The sequence below is a fragment of the Shewanella sp. 0m-6 genome (genome assembly GCF_052977325.1).
Map to the genome: position 1 here is coordinate 338,697 of NZ_JBRIMD010000001.1, position 17,816 is coordinate 356,512.

Here is a 17,816-nt window from a genome sequence, read left to right on the forward strand (position 1 = left end):
GAATCCGTTGATTAAACAAAACTCATAAATAAACCGGCAATGGTTGCAGCCATTAGGTTTGAAAGCACGCCTGCAAGCAGTGCTTTTAAGCCTAAAGAAGCAATCTCAGAGCGGCGCTCTGGCACTAGGCCGCCAATACCGGCAATCGCAATCGCCACTGTACCTAGGTTAGCAAAGCCACATAGTGCAAACGATAGAATCACTTGCGTGCGCTCAGACATAGGCATGCCTGTTGCTGCAACAATCGCATCACCGCTTAGGTATGGGGCTAAGTTGATATAAGCAAAGAACTCGTTAATCACAATTTTCTGGCCGATGAACGAGCCCGCTAATAGCGCTTCATCCCACGCCACACCCATCAACCAAGCAACAGGGGCAAACAGGTAGCCTAAAATCAGCTGCAAGCTTAGGCCGTCAAAACCAAACCAATTACCAATGCCACCTAACATGCCATTCATTAGTGCCACTAAGCTGACAAAGGCAAATAGCATAGCGCCCACTGCCATGGCTAACGACAGGCCATTCATGGTGCCCGTTGTCGCCGCATCAATAATGTTGGCTGGTGGATTTTCTTCTACAACGGTTAGATCTTGGTCGTTTACTTTCTCAGTTTGCGGAATTAATAACTTAGCAAATAGTAAACCACCTGGCGCCGCCATAAATGAGGCTGCTAACAGGTATTCCATCTTAATCCCAAGCTGGGCATAACCCGCTAGCATGGTGCCGGCAATCGACGCCAAACCACCGCACATTACTGCAAACAGCTCGGCGCGGCTCATCTTAGGAATATAAGGTTTAATTAACAGTGGCGCTTCAGTGACACCTAAGAAGATATTGGCACTGGCAGACATAGATTCCGCTTTGCTGGTATTAAGGATTTTTTGCAGTGCGCCGCCAACGATGCGAACCACCCATTGCATGATTCCGAGATAGTACAGCACCGCCGAAATCGCCGAGAAAAACACGATAATCGGTAAGACTTTAAAGGCGATAACAAAACCACCCGGGCCAAACAGTTCATACATTTTATCGCTAACAAGGCCGCCAAACATAAACGACATGCCTTCGTTGCTGTAACCAATCACGGTCGACACCGCTTCTGCCATATTAAAAATAACCGCTTGGCCGAAGGATGAATAGATGACAAACGCACCCATAATTAACTGCAGTAAAAATGCCAAACCAACCGTACGGTAGTTAATGGCTTTACGATTTTCAGACGCCAGAAAAGCCACTGAAAGTAGGGCAATGATGCCAACAATACTGATTAAAATTTGCATTTGTTTTGTCTATTACTCTCTAAGTTAAAGAAAGGGATTAGCTAACGCTCAGGCTCATATTTGCGCGATTGAGCGTTAAATTACCGTTTTAAAAGCGAGCGAAAGCAGGCGGGAATACCATTGTTATTCCCGTCACTCATCTTGTTGATTAGATGCTTTTTTTAAACTGGCTTTAAAAGGTCTTAATTAATGCCTTGATGACATCAAGCACATACACCTGACAATCAATCGCCGTTTGCGGCTCAAAATCTTGCTTATGTTGGTCGGTATTAGACAGCACGCGAATACTCACAAAAGGTAGCTTGTAAGCTTCGGCAACTTGCGCAGCCGCTGAGGTTTCCATCTCTTCAACTGAGGTACCCATGGTCTCGTGGAACCAGTTAATACGGTCAACTTCACGGTTCCATTCGTCACAGCTACCAATTCTACCCAGTACCACTTTACCTTGGGTGTAGCTGCTTGCTTGCGAAAGGGCGATTTCAACTAGTGCTGGGTCGGCTTTAAAATGATTGTGCTCAACTACAACACCGTTTTCACGTAGGTACATTGGCATATCGAAGTTCTGCCAAGTGGTTGGGTGTATGCCTTGGCCTTTTTCAACGAACTCAATTTTGTAAGCGCCCATATTAAAGCTGGTTTCACCAATCACGATGTCAGAGCGAAATAGCTTAGGATCGTGGCCACCAGAGGTGCCCTGATTGATGATAACTTTTGGCTGGTAGTGCGCAATGCCCAAAGTGGTAGATGCGGCAGCGTTAGCCAAACCAATCTCGGTACGCGACACCACAACTGGGTAGCCATCTAATAGACCTTGCCAGAACGTCCACGCACCATATGTCTTTTGTTTTACATCGTTTAGAGCGGCAACAAGCGTCTCGACTTCAACGTCCATCGCGCCTTGAACTAAGATAGGATTTAGCATTTTTGAGGGTAACTTTTCATTGTGTGGCTGTTCAGAGTTTACGTGTTCAGGGTCTAACTTTTCAGCTTTTGGCTGCTCGCAAGTTGGCATGACAAATAACTTCAAATGGAAAGTGCGCGGATGGTAGCAATGGGATTTAGCCTAAACAACGAAATGAAAAGTAAAATACTTGTTGCGGTTTAGCTGGCCTATAAAACGCACAATTTCTGGCTTGAGCAGCTAATTTCTTGGTGTTGTAACCACTTATTTTGTAAGGATATTTCAAAAGGTGTTTATTTGTTGAACGTGCCGCGTTTGGCAATGACTTTAAATTAGAAAACAGTGTTTAAGAAAACAGGCTAGTTAGTGGGGGCGGTTGAGGTTGCTTAAATGAGCGAGTGGCGTAAAGCCACTCGTTTTGTGATGTCGAAAATAGGCTGGTGGATCGGTTTAGCAAAGTAATCTATTAGCCAACAGCTAGCTTAGCTGTGTCATGCCACATATATGCAGGCATAGCTTGTTTTAGCTTCCACGTAATATTCATTGGTTGAGAGCCTTCATGCTTAACAAAGTCTACTGGACCAAAATTGACAAATCCCATGGTTTTTCCGTATTCATCTTTAGCTTGTTCTCTAACAAATAAGATGAACGTCTTGTTGTTTTCTTGCTGCGTTATATAGCTTAATCCTCTACCTGAGGTTGGCTTGGCGCTGTTCTGGGTTTGCCAATGAAATAGCGTTGGGCTGATCGCGTAGTCATGGTACATGGTCGTTGCTGAAAACTGCTTTTCGCATTTATCTAAGGTAACAAACAGCAGTTCTGCATTGGCTTCTGCAATATTTAGTACGCCTTCTCTACTGGATGACTTTTTATCAAATGTACTATCACCAAACGCGACTAATATATGTTCCTTGGGATAACGTACATGCATCTTTAACGGAGAGCCATCCACCACAATATTACCTACAGCAGGCATCTTAAATTCTTGTGTGGCTAAGCGTTCAATAAGCAGTGAAATAACGTCATTAAGCTCGTCTTGTAGTTTCTTATGTTTGAGTGCAAACAAACTATGCTCAATAGTATCAAATCCAGCTTGCTTGCCTGTTTTATCCCAAAAGTCATAATGGCACATGGTTGAGAAAAGCTGATTGTGTTGCTCATCTTTCGGCTCAACACCAGCTTGGGTTGGTAGTGAAAAATCACTTTCACACAAGGCTTTGATGAACAGTAAATAAGAGATCGAAGTACAACTTAATAAACGATTGTTGATTGCACGATAGTAAGCGGCATAAATGTCTAGTTCGTTCTGCTGTATCTCTTCTCCACTGCTTGTTTCTACAAGTGCTCGCCAACCACCAAACTTACCCACTTTTACTTTATAGATATCCTCTAATGACAAGTCAGGATAGATATGTAGAAAGTTTGCTAGCGTGAGGGGTAAATCTGTCGCGTTAGCGTAGTTTGAAATTAAGCTAAGCAGTCTATTTTTGTTTAAGGTTGCTAGCGATATGTTCTTTAAGATCATTTGCTGTGTTTTTTCTTGCAGCTCTATTCGACATCCTAAAGGTAAATGTGGAAACCCTTGTTTGATCTCTTTTGAAATAGATTGGTTTGTTTTGCCGATAAGCGCTCTAAACTTATGGGAAAAATCATACTCAGGGCGAGAGTTACCAACAAAATCAATGACGGTACAGCACTCTTTATCTTTAGTTAGTCTTAACCCACGTCCTAGCTGCTGAAGAAATATGGTTAAGCTTTCTGTAGGTCTTAAAAACAGTAATGTATCCAGCTCTGGAATATCGACACCTTCGTTGAATATATCAACCACAAACAAAACGTTAATGTCTTTCGATTTTAAACGTTGCAGCTGAATGTCTCGTTCTTTCGAATTGTCACTTGTGAGTACGCCGCAAGGAATATTGCTTAAAGTGAACTTTTGCGCCATGAAGTTAGCGTGATCTTTGCTTACGCAAAACGCCAATGCGCGCATCTGTGATATGTCGGTGACGATTTCTTCTAAGCTTTGCAGTATTCGAAAGACCCTTTGGTCATTGTAAGTGTAGAGCTTGGTTAGTTCAGCTATATCATAGCGGCCTTTAGCCCATGAAATATTTGTGAGATCGGTATTATCATCAACAGCGAAGTATTGGAACGGTGATAAATGACGTTGATTAATGGCTTCTGGTAATCTGATTTCAGCTGCAATGACATTACAAAAGTCTTTAAGAATATCGGCGCCATCATGGCGCTCTGGTGTGGCTGTTAAACCGAGTAAGACTTGTGGTGTAAAGTGTTTTAGAATCGCACGGTAACTGCTTGCTGCAATATGATGGACTTCATCAATCACAATGTAGTCAAAGTAATCTTCGGTTAATTGAATCGTCGCTAGTTGATTGTTTAAGCTTTGGATTGACGCAAACAACTGACTAAATCTTTGCGGTTTATGTTGTCCTACGAGTAGTTCACCAAACTGGTTACTTTTTAAAACGCCGCGATATGCACTTCTCGCTTGCTTTAAAATTTCCTCTCTATGAGCTAAAAATAAAAACTTAGCTTCAGGGTTAGCTGCATAAAATTCAGCGAAATCAAACGCTGAAATGATGGTTTTACCTGTTCCAGTAGCTGCGACAACGAGGTTTCGATACCTCCCATGTAATTCACGTTCAACTTTTAGTTTGTCCAAGATGGCTCGCTGATGGGAGTGGGGTTTGATATCAAAATAAAAGCTTTGCGTGGATGTATCGTAGGTGCCTCTGGCTTCTTGCAACGCGTTAACTAAGCGCTCTTTGCTTTGGGTCTTACCATCAAAATATTCGAAATCAGGTGATTCCCAGTAGGTTTCAAATGTACTGAGAGATTTTTTAATAATATGTGGGATCTCTTGCGAGGTGATCTTTAAATTCCACTCTAAGCCACTGGTTAAAGCTGAGTGTGACAGGTTGGATGAACCGATATAACCAGTATGAAAGCTCGAGTTACGCATAAATAGATAGGACTTTGCGTGTAAGCGTTCTCTGTTGGTGTTGTAGCTCAGCTTTACTTCCGTATTTGGCAAAGATGCTAAGAATTCAACGGCCTTAGCGTCAGTCGCTCCCATATAGGAGGTAGTGATAACTTTTAACTGCTTACCACTGCGAGTAAATTCTTCTAGTTCCTTTTTAAAGATCCTGATCCCAGCCCATTTGATAAATGAGACTAACCAATAGATCTTATCGGATGACTGAATTTCACGTTTAATTTCGGTTTCAAGAGATACGCCTGCATTGCTCCCACAGAATAACTCGCTTTGAGTGAGTCCAGTTAGTGGCATGATGCCGTCAATATACTTTGGCAAATCTGACGATATTGGATTTTGCTTGTCGAGCAATGCTGTCAGAATCTTGCCTTGAGTATCAATTAAGTTTTCGGTAATCAGCTCACTATCGGCAATATTAGAACTAAGCCATTCGATGACTTTATTGGCTAAACTGATTTGCTCAAAAACGCGATCATTGCCATTAGGTACAGAGTCTATTGCTATTTCGATAATTCGAGTCAAAAAGCGAGAAAGCCAAGAAGCGGCTTCACCATTTTCTAACGAACGTTCGCCAACATAGAAAGCTTTGCGATCTAATTTCTGTTCGACCAATTGAGTTATCAGTTGCTCGTATATGCCGGTTTGGTTCATGAAAAATGCTTTTATCATTTGAAGTTAGCTAAGAGTAACCGAATTGATTAATAGAAATAAGTAGTGGTGCTCAAACTTATCAACGGAATTAGTAATACTGATTTTCCGGCAACAAAAAGCCCAGCATTTAGCTGGGCTCTACTCATATTTTACTGCTTGTCTTTTATAACGATTTTCACAAGCTCAGAAGCAGTTACTCTACGTTCTGGATCTGTTTGTAGAGCTCTGACTATCGATCCTTCAAAATACGCTTACAACTATTAAGTTGTATTGATGGCTTAATACATCAGGTAAGTTGTTTATAGCTAGCTTTACAACTAATATGTTGTTTATATGTTTGTGTACAACTTTTCTATTGTTTAAGGTTGGGTGTGATGACGATTGATCAAATTTCCAAACTACTTTCATCTCGACGTAAACAGCTCCAGATGGAACAAAAAGATATGTATATGCGTATCGGTATGAAGCAGCAGCAATATCAGCGTATCGAAGCGGGTAGCGATATGAAGTTGTCTACTCTATTACGTGTGCTAGATGGCTTAAATATGGAATTATCTATTACCCCTAAGGGAAGCAATATTGATCAACCTAGATTAGAAGTCGCTTCAAGTGATGCCAGTGTTGAATCGCTAGAAGATGATTCGGATGATTTAGGGTTTTGGTTTGGATCTGAGGATCAGAAATGAGCAAACAAACAGAGCAAGTAGAAGGATTGAATATTCAGCTACACGGTGTCGATATTGGCGTTGTTGCTCATTATGCTGGCGGAAAGAACATACTTAGTTTTAACCCTGAATATATTGCAATGCCCAAGCATGAAAGACCAGTGCTTACACTTAGACAGCTTCAAGATCCTAATTATTTTTCTAAGCCTCAAATCCGCAGTGAAAAAATACCACCTGTATTATCTAATTTATTACCAGAAGGGATCTTAAGAGATATTGTGGCGAAAGCACTTCAATGTCACGTAAATAACGAGTTCTCGATTTTGGCCTATTTGGGGACTAATTTGCCTGGTGCATTGGTGGCGACGCCTATCAGGGCAGGTAAAATGCCAATTTGGGCATTAGAACAACGTTTAGTGACCGAACCACAGCAGATTAACGTTAAACATGCAGATACTAAATTCTCGCTTGCTGGTGTACAGATGAAATTCTCATCTTCTCATGTAGATGGTCGCTATCACATTGATCAGGAAATCTCTGAAGATATGTGGATTATTAAAACGCCTTCAACGGTGCATAAAGGTGTGTCTGTTAATGAATATACCTGTATGAAGTTAGCCGAAGCTGCAGGCGCAAAAATTCCAGATATACGCTTAATCAAACTCAATGAGTTAGAGGGATTACCAAATATCAGACTCCCCGATGAAACATACGCTTATGGTATAAAACGTTTTGATCGTACTCATGAAGGGCGAGTGCATACTGAAGACTTTGCTCAAATCTTTGGCCTATATCCTACAGATAAATATCAGAAAGTTAACTATGAACAATTAGGGCAGGTACTATTCCGTACAAGTAATGATCGCTTGGGTGATATACAGCAAATGGCGAGAAGATTACTGATTAATATACTGTTAGGTAATGATGATGCTCACCTTAAGAATTGGACAATCATCTACCAAGATCAGCGTTCTCCTCGTTTGTCACCGCTCTATGATGTGGTATTCACAGCTCCTTACATACAAGATGACAGCCTTGCTTTGAATATGGCCAAGTCAAAACAGTGGTATGAAATGACGTTGCAGCATTTTGAGAAATGGTCAAATACGGTAGGTGTTCCATGGGTTGCAATTAAACCACATCTTCTCGATACGATAGAGAAGGCTCGCTCTATGTGGCCAGAGATGCTCGAAGCATTGCCTATGCTAGATGAGCATAAAGAAGCTTTGCAAAGTCATTGGCAAACGTTATCACCAGACTTTAAGGTTCGTTAGTTTTATGTCGTTAAAATCAGGTTTTATCGACATGATTTACGAGTGCTGAGTGCATATGTCGATAGTATCGACATATGCTGAGCTGACATCCCATAAAGACAGACTAAAGCAAAACAAAAGCCCAGCGGTAAACTGGGCTCTACTTATTTTTTAAAGCGGCTTCTCCAAACGTAGAAAGCTTATTCTACGTTCTGAATTTGAATGTAGCCTAAAATAGTCTAATTAAATAAATACAATATCTTAGGTGCTATGTTGGTATTCGTGTTTTGAGTTTGGTCACCAATATGGTCACCACTTATCATTTGTTAACGCTATTAGATAACAGCTATTTAGCTTGAACCTTTATCACAGAACATAATCCCTATCTAACCTGCCTCGCTGTGTTGGTTAGGTTCTGAAATCTTATCTTTGATTGGTATTAGATCCAAATAATGAGCTCTAAGCAATGTTAGCCCTTCTAAGTAGTTCACTAACTTTCCCTGTCTCAAAATTGAAACTTAACCTTCTAACTAATTTGGATTTTATAGCCTGCTCTAACGAATGTTGGTACTATCTTTTGATACAGAATTGCTCAATTTCTTCACCAGAAGGCGCTATTGATGGGATGCACTATTAGTAACTTCGATTTTCTTAAACATCACGATGAGTTATTACTTCGTTTGGCTCAAACGGCTGAGTGGTGTTTTGCTCCTGACCCAAATACGACATTATTGAAAATGCGACAGCTGGGTGAAGAGTTAGCTAAAAATATTGCAGCTCGAGTAGGTGTCGAGTCAGGTAAAGAGGTAAAACAAGTTGATTTACTACGCAACCTTGATTATTCGTTGAGGCTTGATCAGCGAATCAAAGATGCATTTCATACCATCAGAAAGTTAGGCAATGCAGCCAATCACGATATTACCTCTAATAGTCATCGAGATGCTTTGCAATCGTTACAAATTGGATACGCTTTAAGCGTCTGGTATCACCAGCTATACGGTGGCGATAAAGCTAAAGGTTTTAAAGCAGGTCCTTTCAAAAAGCCTAATGACCCATCTGATGAAGTTCGTGTGCTCGAAGAGAAAATGGTGGAGCTCGAGCGTCAGCAGCAACGTACATCTGATCGATTAGCTGCTGCAGAGTCTTTAAAGCAACTTGAAGAGAAAAAAGCTAAAGCAGAGAAAAAGCGTTCAGAGCAAATGCTAGCAGATAGCAAAATTTGGGAAGATGTTGCTACCGAACAAGAAGCTTTGCTTAATGAATACCGAGCTAAGATGGACGCTGCCAATCTTGAATTGCGTACTAGTTTCCAAGCTAAAGATCAAAAAGCTCAAGCCAAAGAAATTAAACGAGTTGAAAAGCTTCCATTTCATATGGATGAGGCTGAAACTCGCATTCTTATCGATAAGCAGCTTAATGATGCTGGTTGGAAAGCCGATACTGTTAATTTTAGATATTCTAAAAAAGTACGTCCAGTCGCTAATGAAAATCGGGCTATCGCTGAATGGCCTACCAAATCGGGCCCCGCAGATTACGTGCTATTTATGGGGCTAATTCCTGTTGCGGTAGTCGAAGCTAAAAAGTCAGCAAAGAATGTCTATGGTTCAATTGATCAAGCAAAGCGCTACGCTAAAGGTCTTGAAACTAAAAATGCTTTCACAATAGAAACTACATGGGGGGACTTCAAGGTTCCACTTACGTTTGCCACTAATGGCCGACCTTATCTCAAGCAACTTGAGCAAGAGAGTGGCATTTGGTTCTTGGATATTCGTGACAATGCAAATCGGCGTAAGGCGCTTAAAGGTTGGTACTCGCCACACGAAATCAAAACTCTGTTAAAGCAGACTCCACAGCAAGCTGAGCAAAAGCTCAATGCAATGGATTTTGATTACGACCTTAAATTACGTGACTACCAAGTCGATGCTATTAAGGCTGTTGAGCAAACCATTAAGCGAGGTGAAGACCGTGCTCTCGTCGCCATGGCAACTGGTACAGGTAAGACAAAAACCTGCATTGCATTAGTTTATCGTTTGCTTAAATCAGAGCGTTTTAGACGCATACTTTTCTTAGTAGATCGTTCAGCTTTAGGAGAACAAGCTGTCAACGACTTTAAAGAAGTCCGGATGGAGAACCTGCAAACTTTTGCTGATACTTTCGAACTAATGGAGCTTGATGATAAGAAGCCTGACGACAGTACAAAGGTGCATGTGGCTACAGTTCAAGGTTTAGTGCAGCGTATTTTATATCCTAGTGATAAAGATACTAAACCAGGTGTAGGTCAATATGATTGTATTGTTGTAGACGAATGTCATCGTGGTTATTTGCTAGATAGAGAGCTCAGCGATACTGAAATCGTATTTCGCGATCAAAAAGACTATCAATCAAAATACCGCTCTGTAATAGATTACTTCGATGCCTTCAAAATAGGCCTAACCGCAACGCCAGCATTGCATACCGTTGATATATTTGGCGAACCTGTTTTCAGCTATAGCTATACTGAAGCTGTCCTCGATGGCCATTTAAATGATCACCTACCGCCCATTCGCATTCATACAAAGCTTGCTGAACAAGGTATTCATTACGACGTCAATGAAGAGGTGAAAGTTTATGATGTCGAGAATAACGATATTCAAATCTATAACACCCCTGACGAACTCGACTTTGAAGTCGCTGAGTTTAACAAGAAAGTGATAGCGCCTAGCTTTACCAAAGTCGTCACTAAATGGTTGATAGAAAGTGATGCAATTAACCCATACTCAGAAGCTAAAACTCTCATTTTTTGTGTGACCGATAAACATGCTGATGAGGTTGTTGAAGCGCTCAAACAAGCCTGTGAAGATTATCATGGTGAAGTTGAAGACGATGCAATTCAAAAAATCACTGGCGCAACAGATAAACCGCTAGAAAAAATCCGCTTATACAAAAATGATCGTTTGCCAAATGTTGCGGTTACTGTCGATTTGCTTACAACGGGTATTGATGTCCCCAAAATTTGTAATTTAGTATTTTTGCGTCGAGTGAACAGCCGAATATTATTTGAGCAAATGTTAGGCCGCGCAACCAGACTTAGTCCCGAAATCGGCAAGGGACCATTTAAAATTTACGACGCGGTAGATATCTATAAACAGCTAGAAAATATCAACACCATGAAACCCGTTGTTACGAATGTGGACATCAGCTTTGTTGATTTAGAGCGTGAAATGGCTGATGCCACTAATGAAGATCTACAAGCCCTAGCCAAAAATCAGTTTATCGCCAAGCTACAAGTTAAGCGCCGTCATTTAACCCCAGAACAGCAAGATAAGTTTGAAACCCTCACAGGACAGCCACCAGCACAATTTATTAAAGACCTGAAAGCCATGTCGGTAGAGAAAGTTGCCGAGTGGTTCACACGTCATCCAGGCTTAGGTGAGCTGCTTGATGAAAAAGTCAAAGGTGGTAACGGTGGTAATCCGCTCTACATTTCAGACCATGAGGATGAAGTTACTAACATCACTACAGGTTATGGAGAAGGGCAAAAGCCTGAGGACTATTTACGATCATTTAATGACTTTGTTAATGCTAATAGCAACCGTTTGCTTGCAATTCAAACTGTCGTGCAAGCCCCGTGGGAATTAACCCGACAAAGCTTAAAAGAACTGGCATTAGTGCTTGAACAAAACAAGTTTAGAGAACAAGATCTACAAGTCGCTTGGCATGAGGTAAAAAAGGAAGATATCGCCGCTCGCATTATTGGCTTTATCCGACAAGCTGCTATCGGCGAGGCGCTTATCCCATTTGAGCAAAGGGTAGATAATGCGCTTGAGCGAATATTAGCAAACCAAGACTGGAAAACACCGCAAATCCAATGGCTCAATACTATCGCAAAGCAAATGAAGGCTACAACAATCGTCGATGAAGCGGCACTAGACCAAGGCATCTTTTCACATCAAGGCGGCACTAAACGCGCAAATAAGCTGTTTGAACGGCCTATAACAGAAGTGTTGCTAATGTTTAATCAAGCCCTATGGCAGAACAATGCTAGTAAATCAGCATAAACAAATCTCAATGTTAAAGCATAAGTTCAAACAACCAATGTTTAGCTATACAAATTAAATTAGGTAATAAAATGAGCACTCAAGATCTGGTCGCCAAATTGTGGAACCTGTGTAATTTACTCCGTGATGATGGCGTCACCTACCATGAATACATCAATGAGTTGACCTATCTAGTCTTTCTTAAAATGGTGGATGAAACAGGTCGTGAGGATAAAAATATCCCAGCTGGTTACCGCTGGGCAAATTTAGAGCAATACGATTCAGCTACGCGCCTTGAAGAATACAAAAAATTACTCATTCACTTAGGCTCAAACGGCTCAATTATAACCAAAGCAATTTACGCTAATGCTAGCAGCGTAATTCGTAAACCAGCCACATTGAATAAGTTGGTAACTGAGATTGATAAGCTTGATTGGTATAGCGCTAAAACCGAAGGTTTAGGCGATATGTACGAAGGTCTATTAGAGATCAACGCAGGTGAGAAAAAATCAGGTGCAGGCCAGTACTTTACTCCGCGCGTACTTATCAATGCCATGGTTGAATTGATGAAACCAAGCCTTGATGATGTCATTGTTGACCCGACGGCAGGAACAGGCGGCTTTTTAATTAGTGCTCACCATTACCTTGCTGAGTACAACGACGTACAAGCGTTAGACCCTGTTGCATACGATAAGTATCAACACGAGACATTTTTTGGTATGGAGTTAGTACCTGATACACGTCGTCTAGCCATGATGAATCTAATGTTGCACGACTTAGCAGTTGATGATGAAAACTCAGGTATTTTATTTGGTGATACGCTTTCTAATGAAGGTAAAGCCCTTCCACCAGCAAGCCTTATTCTAGCTAACCCGCCATTTGGAACTAAGCAAGGTGGTGGTATACCAACTCGTGATGATTTGGTTACCTACACCAGCAACAAACAGTTAGCGTTTTTGCATTTGATGTACTTACGCATGTTAAAGCCCGGTGGCCGTGCAGCGGTGGTATTGCCCGACAACGTATTATTTGAAGGCTCAACCGGACAAACTATCCGCAATGACCTAATGGAAAAGTGTAACTTGCACACCATTTTGCGCCTGCCAACAGGAATCTTTTATGCGGCAGGTGTTAAAACCAATGTGCTATTTTTCTCAAAATCGAGTGATGTAAAACAAGATAAAGGTCAAACTAAAAACGTTTGGGTGTATGACCTACGTTCTAACATGCCGCAATTTGGTAAACGCACTGTATTGACCAAAACTCATTTTGACGAGTTTTATCAAGCGATCGGCAGTGACTTAACCCGAGTCGACGACGCAGCGCGTCATGCCTTCATTAAAAGCCATAAAAATGGCAGCGAGATTGGTAATGTTGACACTTGTCGCCTGCGCTGCTTTAGCCGTGAAGAAATTTCAAAGAAAGATGACTCCCTGGATTTAGCCTGGATCCGTGACGATAGCACAGAAGACAGTGCCAACTTGCCAGAACCTGATGTACTGATTAACGAAGCCCTGGAAGAAATGGCAGGGGCGATGCGTGAGCTGCAAGCTATTCTAGTAGAGCTTGGCTCGGCGGAAGAATCTGATGAGGTGGTACTGTGAGTGAGTTACCGAAAGGCTGGGTTAAAGTTACTTATGACGACGTTGCCACCTATACTGATTATGTTGCAAATGGGAGCTTTGCAGCCCTAAAAGAAAATGTAATACAGAGCCATGATGAAGATTATGCCATCTTAGTTCGTTTAAAAGATGAAACAAAAAAATGGCATGGCGCTTTTAAATATATAACAGAAGAGTCATATAAGTTTTTGTCAAAAAGTTCATTAATACCAGGTGATTTATTCTTAGCTAATGTTGGGGCGCCAGGTAGAACATTTTTAGTGCCTGATTTAAAAAAGCCTATGACAATAGCGCCTAATGGAATAAGGGTGCGAGCTAAAGGTGCTAGTAATAATCGGTATTTAAATTACTATATTAAATCACCTATAGGTCAAGAAGGTTTAAAAGAGATCACTGGTGGCAACGCACAACAAAAATTTAATAAGACACATCTTAAAAAATCATCAGTTCTCTTAGCGCCACTAAACGAGCAAATCCGTATTGTGGATAAACTGGATTTGATTTTAGCCAAAGTTGACCAAGCTCAAGCTTGCCTCGAAAAAATCCCCAGCATCCTAAAACGCTTTCGTCAATCAGTCCTCACCGCCGCTACATCTGGTGAGTTGACAAGTGAGTGGCGTGAAGATAACTGTATCGTCGAGCCTTGGTCTACTGTTAAGTTGTTAGATGTTGTAATTTCTAAGCCTAGAAATGGTAAGTCGCCTAGAGGTGTTGATTATGATACAGGTATTAGAAATTTAACTTTATCTGCTACTACACTTGGATATTTTGTTGAAGATAAATATAAATTTGTTGATCTAGATGTTTCGCCCGATTCTCATCTTTGGCTTAAGAATGATGACATTTTAATTCAAAGAGCAAACTCAATTGAATATGTAGGTGTAAGCGCAATATATAAAGGTAAGGATGATCGGTATATTTACCCTGACCTCATTATGAAGTGCCGTGCAAATGAGAAAATATTACCAAATTTTTTATATTTTTGTCTGTCATCAGAGTTAGTTAGGAGATATTTTAGAGCCAACGCTACTGGAACAACGGGTAACATGCCAAAAATTAACCAGTCCGTTGTATCTAATGCTCCTATCAATTTCCCGACATTATATGAGCAACAAGAGGTTGTTCGTAGAGTGGAGTTACTTTTAGCAAAAGCTGTACTGATAGAGAAGCAGTATTTAACTGCCAAGAAACGATTCGACCGTTTGACGCCATCTATCTTAGCAAAAGCTTTCCGTGGTGAGTTGGTTGAACAAGATCCTAATGATGAACCAGCAAGTCTGCTACTTGAACGAATTAAACAACAACTTGATGCTCCCAAACCGGCAAAAAAACCTCGTAACCCAAGTAAAAAAGTGAACCAAGAAATAAAGGTAACAGTCGCAGTTGTAGAACCGAGTCAATTGGGAAGTGAAGTGCTGTCGATTTTGCAAAAAACGAGTGATGAGTTAAGTGCGCAGCAGATCATGGATCAGTTAACCGAGCAAACATTTGAGCAAGTCGATGTACTCTTTACCGAGCTGAAACGTTTGCTCGATGCCCATGCTATAACCAAAGCTGGCATTGGAGAAAGGTGTACCTTTAAGGTTACTAAAAAATGAAGTTAGATTACCTAACCATTCGCTCTGGCTTTAAAAACATCAGTGATCTAACAGTGGATTTTGATGAAGGCCAACTACTGACGGTGCTGGTGGGGCGCAATGGTTCCGGTAAATCAAATATCATTGAAGCTCTGGTTAAAATATTCCGGGCTTTAGATTTAGGCGAAGTCGCGCCTTTTAGTTATGAGTTGGTTTATTCGTTAGGTGCTGAAAATAGCACTTGGGTCAAGGTAGATGCTGACCCCAGTTATGGACACACCCCGATATCTCAACACTTGATAGAAGTAACCGAAAGGGTCGACTCACATACCATGCCTACATGGAATAAAGTTTCCTTGTCGAAAGTAAAGCGAGATAAAGAAGGTAAGTCACCATACTTGCCAAAGCACCTTTTTGCTTATTACTCAGGACCTAGTGACAGACTTGAAAACTTGTTTATACGTCATCGCACTAACTTTTATAGCAGTCTGTTAAACGAAAAATTACAGATTGAAGATGAAGTTAGGCCTTTGTTTTACGCCAAGCCCTATCACAGCCAATTTGTGTTATTAGCTTTCTTTTTAAGTGGTCAAAGTGATGCTGGCCGCAAGTTCCTAGAGGGGCAACTCGGGATTAAGCGATTTCACTCTGCTCACTTCGTTTTTAGAAAACCTTCATGGATCCAAGCTAAAAACCAAAATGACACTTTTTGGGGCTCTCGAGGGGTTGTAAGACAGTTTTTAGACCGATTAATACCCCACACCTATGGAGCAGTTAAGGCAACTCGTAAGGAAACTACTTCTCTTACTGGATCAGGTGTTGATAATGATTTTGTGCATTTATACTTGCCTGATTTGCAAGCGCTAAATGGTGCAGCCAAAGGACTCAGCCCTAAAAATTTCTTTAAAATGCTGGAAAGCACGCTGCTCTCAGAGTTGATTTCTAGTGTTCATGTAAAGGTTGTACTGAATAATGATGAGGTAGTTAGTTTTAGCGAGCTGAGTGAAGGGGAGCAGCAGCTACTCACTGTATTTGGCTTGTTACAATTTACTGCAGAATCGGACTCATTATTTTTACTAGATGAACCTGATACCCACCTTAACCCTGCATGGGCTGCTAAATATCATGCATTTTTAAATCGCTTTATTCCTAATCAAAAACATTGCCATATTGTAATGGTGACTCATCATCCATTAGCTATCGCTGAGCTAGATAGAGATCAAATACAGGTGCTTCGTCGTGAATCAAATGGCCTTTCCTATGCTGAGAAACCAGCTGAAAGTCCTATTGGTATGGGAGTGAACGGCATATTAACTAGCGACATGTTTGGCATGGCGACCACACTTGATCAACATACCAGTAAAGTTATTGAAGATCGGCGTAAGATATTAGAAAAAGTCGAGTTTAATGATGAAGATAAAGTAAAACTACGAAAGTTAAATAGTTCTCTTGAAAGGCTAGGGTATGGTTATACGCATCCAGATGAAGACTACAGGCAGTTTTTGATTGAGCGACATAAAGCCTTGGAACAAATGGAAGATAAAGGTTTAGACGATACAGCTTATCGCTTAGAGATGATTCAGATGATACTCAAGAATAAAGGACTATTATAAGAGTGCGATACATTGACCTTCAACAAGTCGAAGCTTGTAAGCCTGTGAATTGGGATGCAGCCGCCAAAGTCTGGCTGTTGGCTATTAAAAGCGCAAAGGATAAAAGCCTCGAGTTCAATCGTTTAGGGAGCGTATGGAGTCCATTCAAGCCGAATTTTATTAATAAATTCGGTGACAAATGCTGGTACTCAGAGGTTCCTCGAATGAATACCGATTTCAATGTTGATCATTTTCGTCCGAAAGGTGCGGTAAAAAAGACCAAAGGAATTTATGCCACAAAAATGTTAGCTCGTGGCAAGAATAAAAAACATCCTGGATATTGGTGGTTAGCTTTTGAGCCCAAGAATTATCGCTATTCGTGTCAGTATGCCAATCAACCTAGGGATGGTGGTGGCAAACATGATTACTTTCCTTTAACAGACGAATCTACAAGAGTATGGAGATCATGCTCTCTGAAGGCCCATACAAAAGAGCAAGTTCAGCTATTAGATCCTTGTGTTGCTACTGATATCGAATTGCTTTCATTTGATAAGTCACCAGGTTTAGTTCATTCTCGATATGATAAGAGAACAGATCCTGATAAATATGAAAGAGTTAAAGATAGCGCCAAGTATTACAATCTCAATCATAAAACGGTTAAAGATGAGAGGTTGAAAGTTATTGAGGCTGTACAAAGTGACCTTCAATTGCTAGAGCTTACATGGGGGCTACCTATCGTAGCAAGGCAAACCATGCAATCTGTTGTTAATACTGCTGAACATAGGTTAATTAAAGCATGTGACCGTAAATCCCCCTTTTCTGCCGCGGCTGTAGCTTTTGTTAAACCAAAAAGAGCTGAGGATTGGTTGGCGAATGTATTACCTCACTTGGATTTAAATCCTTAAGGACTGACATGGATAGATATTGTGGTGACAGACACTTTTTTTAAAAGCTAGAAACCCAGCTGACGAATACTTTTGCTAATGCCAAAGTGCTAGCTGCAGAAATGTTGTGGTTGATATTTTTATGTCCTAGTAATATAGGTGCAACCTCGAAGCGAGTTAGTATTGAGCGGATGTTCGCTTGGAGCGATTCTCAAATAGATGTATTCAGATAAGAGCGCTTCCTATTCAGATCGCGTGTTTACAGGTGTTGGTCGTGTGGGACCACCTTTAATATCCTTCGCTGGCGAGAGTTGAATTGCTCAATGATCATCTTGGTTTTTCTGAATGACTAGAGCTGC

10 protein-coding genes are annotated in these 17,816 nt (G+C 41.0%); 7 read left to right on the plus strand and 3 right to left on the minus strand.

Going from position 1 to position 17,816, the window contains the following annotated elements; all coding sequences use genetic code 11:
• Positions 1-11: 11 nt before the first annotated feature.
• The 3 genes from ACVBJC_RS01495 to ACVBJC_RS01505 all read right to left on the minus strand — a co-directional run bounded on the left by ACVBJC_RS01495 (position 12) and on the right by ACVBJC_RS01505 (position 5,848).
• Positions 12-1,280: a NupC/NupG family nucleoside CNT transporter gene (locus ACVBJC_RS01495; RefSeq protein WP_447161756.1), complete on the minus strand. Its 1,269-nt coding sequence runs from the start codon at positions 1,278-1,280 to the stop codon at positions 12-14.
• A gap of 172 nt (positions 1,281-1,452) precedes the next feature.
• Positions 1,453-2,292, minus strand: coding sequence for a 5'-methylthioadenosine/S-adenosylhomocysteine nucleosidase (locus ACVBJC_RS01500; protein ID WP_447161755.1), 840 nt, complete (start codon positions 2,290-2,292; stop codon positions 1,453-1,455).
• Positions 2,293-2,647: 355 nt separating this feature from the next.
• Positions 2,648-5,848 (minus strand): DUF3427 domain-containing protein, encoded by a 3,201-nt coding sequence (locus tag ACVBJC_RS01505; RefSeq protein ID WP_447161754.1) that lies wholly within the window; start codon positions 5,846-5,848, stop codon positions 2,648-2,650.
• 374 nt (positions 5,849-6,222) lie between these two features.
• On the opposite strand from ACVBJC_RS01505, the gene ACVBJC_RS01510 reads away from it, so the two are divergent.
• From ACVBJC_RS01510 to ACVBJC_RS01540, 7 genes are all read left to right on the plus strand, one after another.
• Positions 6,223-6,534 (plus strand): helix-turn-helix domain-containing protein, encoded by a 312-nt coding sequence (locus ACVBJC_RS01510; protein ID WP_447161753.1) that lies wholly within the window; start codon positions 6,223-6,225, stop codon positions 6,532-6,534.
• Positions 6,531-7,787: a type II toxin-antitoxin system HipA family toxin gene (locus tag ACVBJC_RS01515; RefSeq protein ID WP_447161752.1), complete on the plus strand. Its 1,257-nt coding sequence runs from the start codon at positions 6,531-6,533 to the stop codon at positions 7,785-7,787. The genes ACVBJC_RS01510 and ACVBJC_RS01515 overlap by 4 nt, the downstream gene beginning before the upstream one ends.
• 599 nt (positions 7,788-8,386) lie before the next feature.
• Positions 8,387-11,803, plus strand: coding sequence for a type I restriction-modification system endonuclease (gene hsdR, locus ACVBJC_RS01520; protein WP_447161751.1), 3,417 nt, complete (start codon positions 8,387-8,389; stop codon positions 11,801-11,803).
• 71 nt (positions 11,804-11,874) lie between these two features.
• Positions 11,875-13,386 carry an N-6 DNA methylase gene (locus tag ACVBJC_RS01525; protein ID WP_447161750.1) on the plus strand — a complete coding sequence of 504 codons (1,512 nt, stop codon included), beginning with the start codon at positions 11,875-11,877 and terminating at the stop codon, positions 13,384-13,386.
• A complete protein-coding gene (locus ACVBJC_RS01530; RefSeq protein ID WP_447161749.1) occupies positions 13,383-15,002 on the plus strand; it encodes a restriction endonuclease subunit S in 1,620 nt (539 codons plus the stop codon). Before ACVBJC_RS01525 ends, ACVBJC_RS01530 begins: the two co-directional genes overlap by 4 nt.
• The gene (locus ACVBJC_RS01535) at positions 14,999-16,594 is read left to right on the plus strand and encodes an AAA family ATPase (RefSeq protein ID WP_447161748.1); all 1,596 of its coding nucleotides are present in this window, start codon (positions 14,999-15,001) and stop codon (positions 16,592-16,594) included. The genes ACVBJC_RS01530 and ACVBJC_RS01535 overlap by 4 nt, the downstream gene beginning before the upstream one ends.
• 2 nt (positions 16,595-16,596) lie before the next feature.
• Entirely contained in the window at positions 16,597-17,478 is an 882-nt protein-coding gene (locus ACVBJC_RS01540; RefSeq protein WP_447161747.1) for a hypothetical protein, read from the plus strand.
• The last annotated feature ends 338 nt before the right edge of the window (positions 17,479-17,816 follow it).

Coding starts and splice junctions, on each gene's coding strand:
- ACVBJC_RS01535 (WP_447161748.1), top strand. CDS start 14,999: ATGAAGTTAGATTACCTAACCATTCGCTCTGGCTTTAAAAACATCAGT.
- hsdR (WP_447161751.1), top strand. CDS start 8,387: ATGGGATGCACTATTAGTAACTTCGATTTTCTTAAACATCACGATGAG.
- ACVBJC_RS01505 (WP_447161754.1), bottom strand. CDS start 5,848: ATGAACCAAACCGGCATATACGAGCAACTGATAACTCAATTGGTCGAA.
- ACVBJC_RS01510 (WP_447161753.1), top strand. CDS start 6,223: ATGACGATTGATCAAATTTCCAAACTACTTTCATCTCGACGTAAACAG.
- ACVBJC_RS01515 (WP_447161752.1), top strand. CDS start 6,531: ATGAGCAAACAAACAGAGCAAGTAGAAGGATTGAATATTCAGCTACAC.
- ACVBJC_RS01525 (WP_447161750.1), top strand. CDS start 11,875: ATGAGCACTCAAGATCTGGTCGCCAAATTGTGGAACCTGTGTAATTTA.
- ACVBJC_RS01495 (WP_447161756.1), bottom strand. CDS start 1,280: ATGCAAATTTTAATCAGTATTGTTGGCATCATTGCCCTACTTTCAGTG.
- ACVBJC_RS01500 (WP_447161755.1), bottom strand. CDS start 2,292: ATGCCAACTTGCGAGCAGCCAAAAGCTGAAAAGTTAGACCCTGAACAC.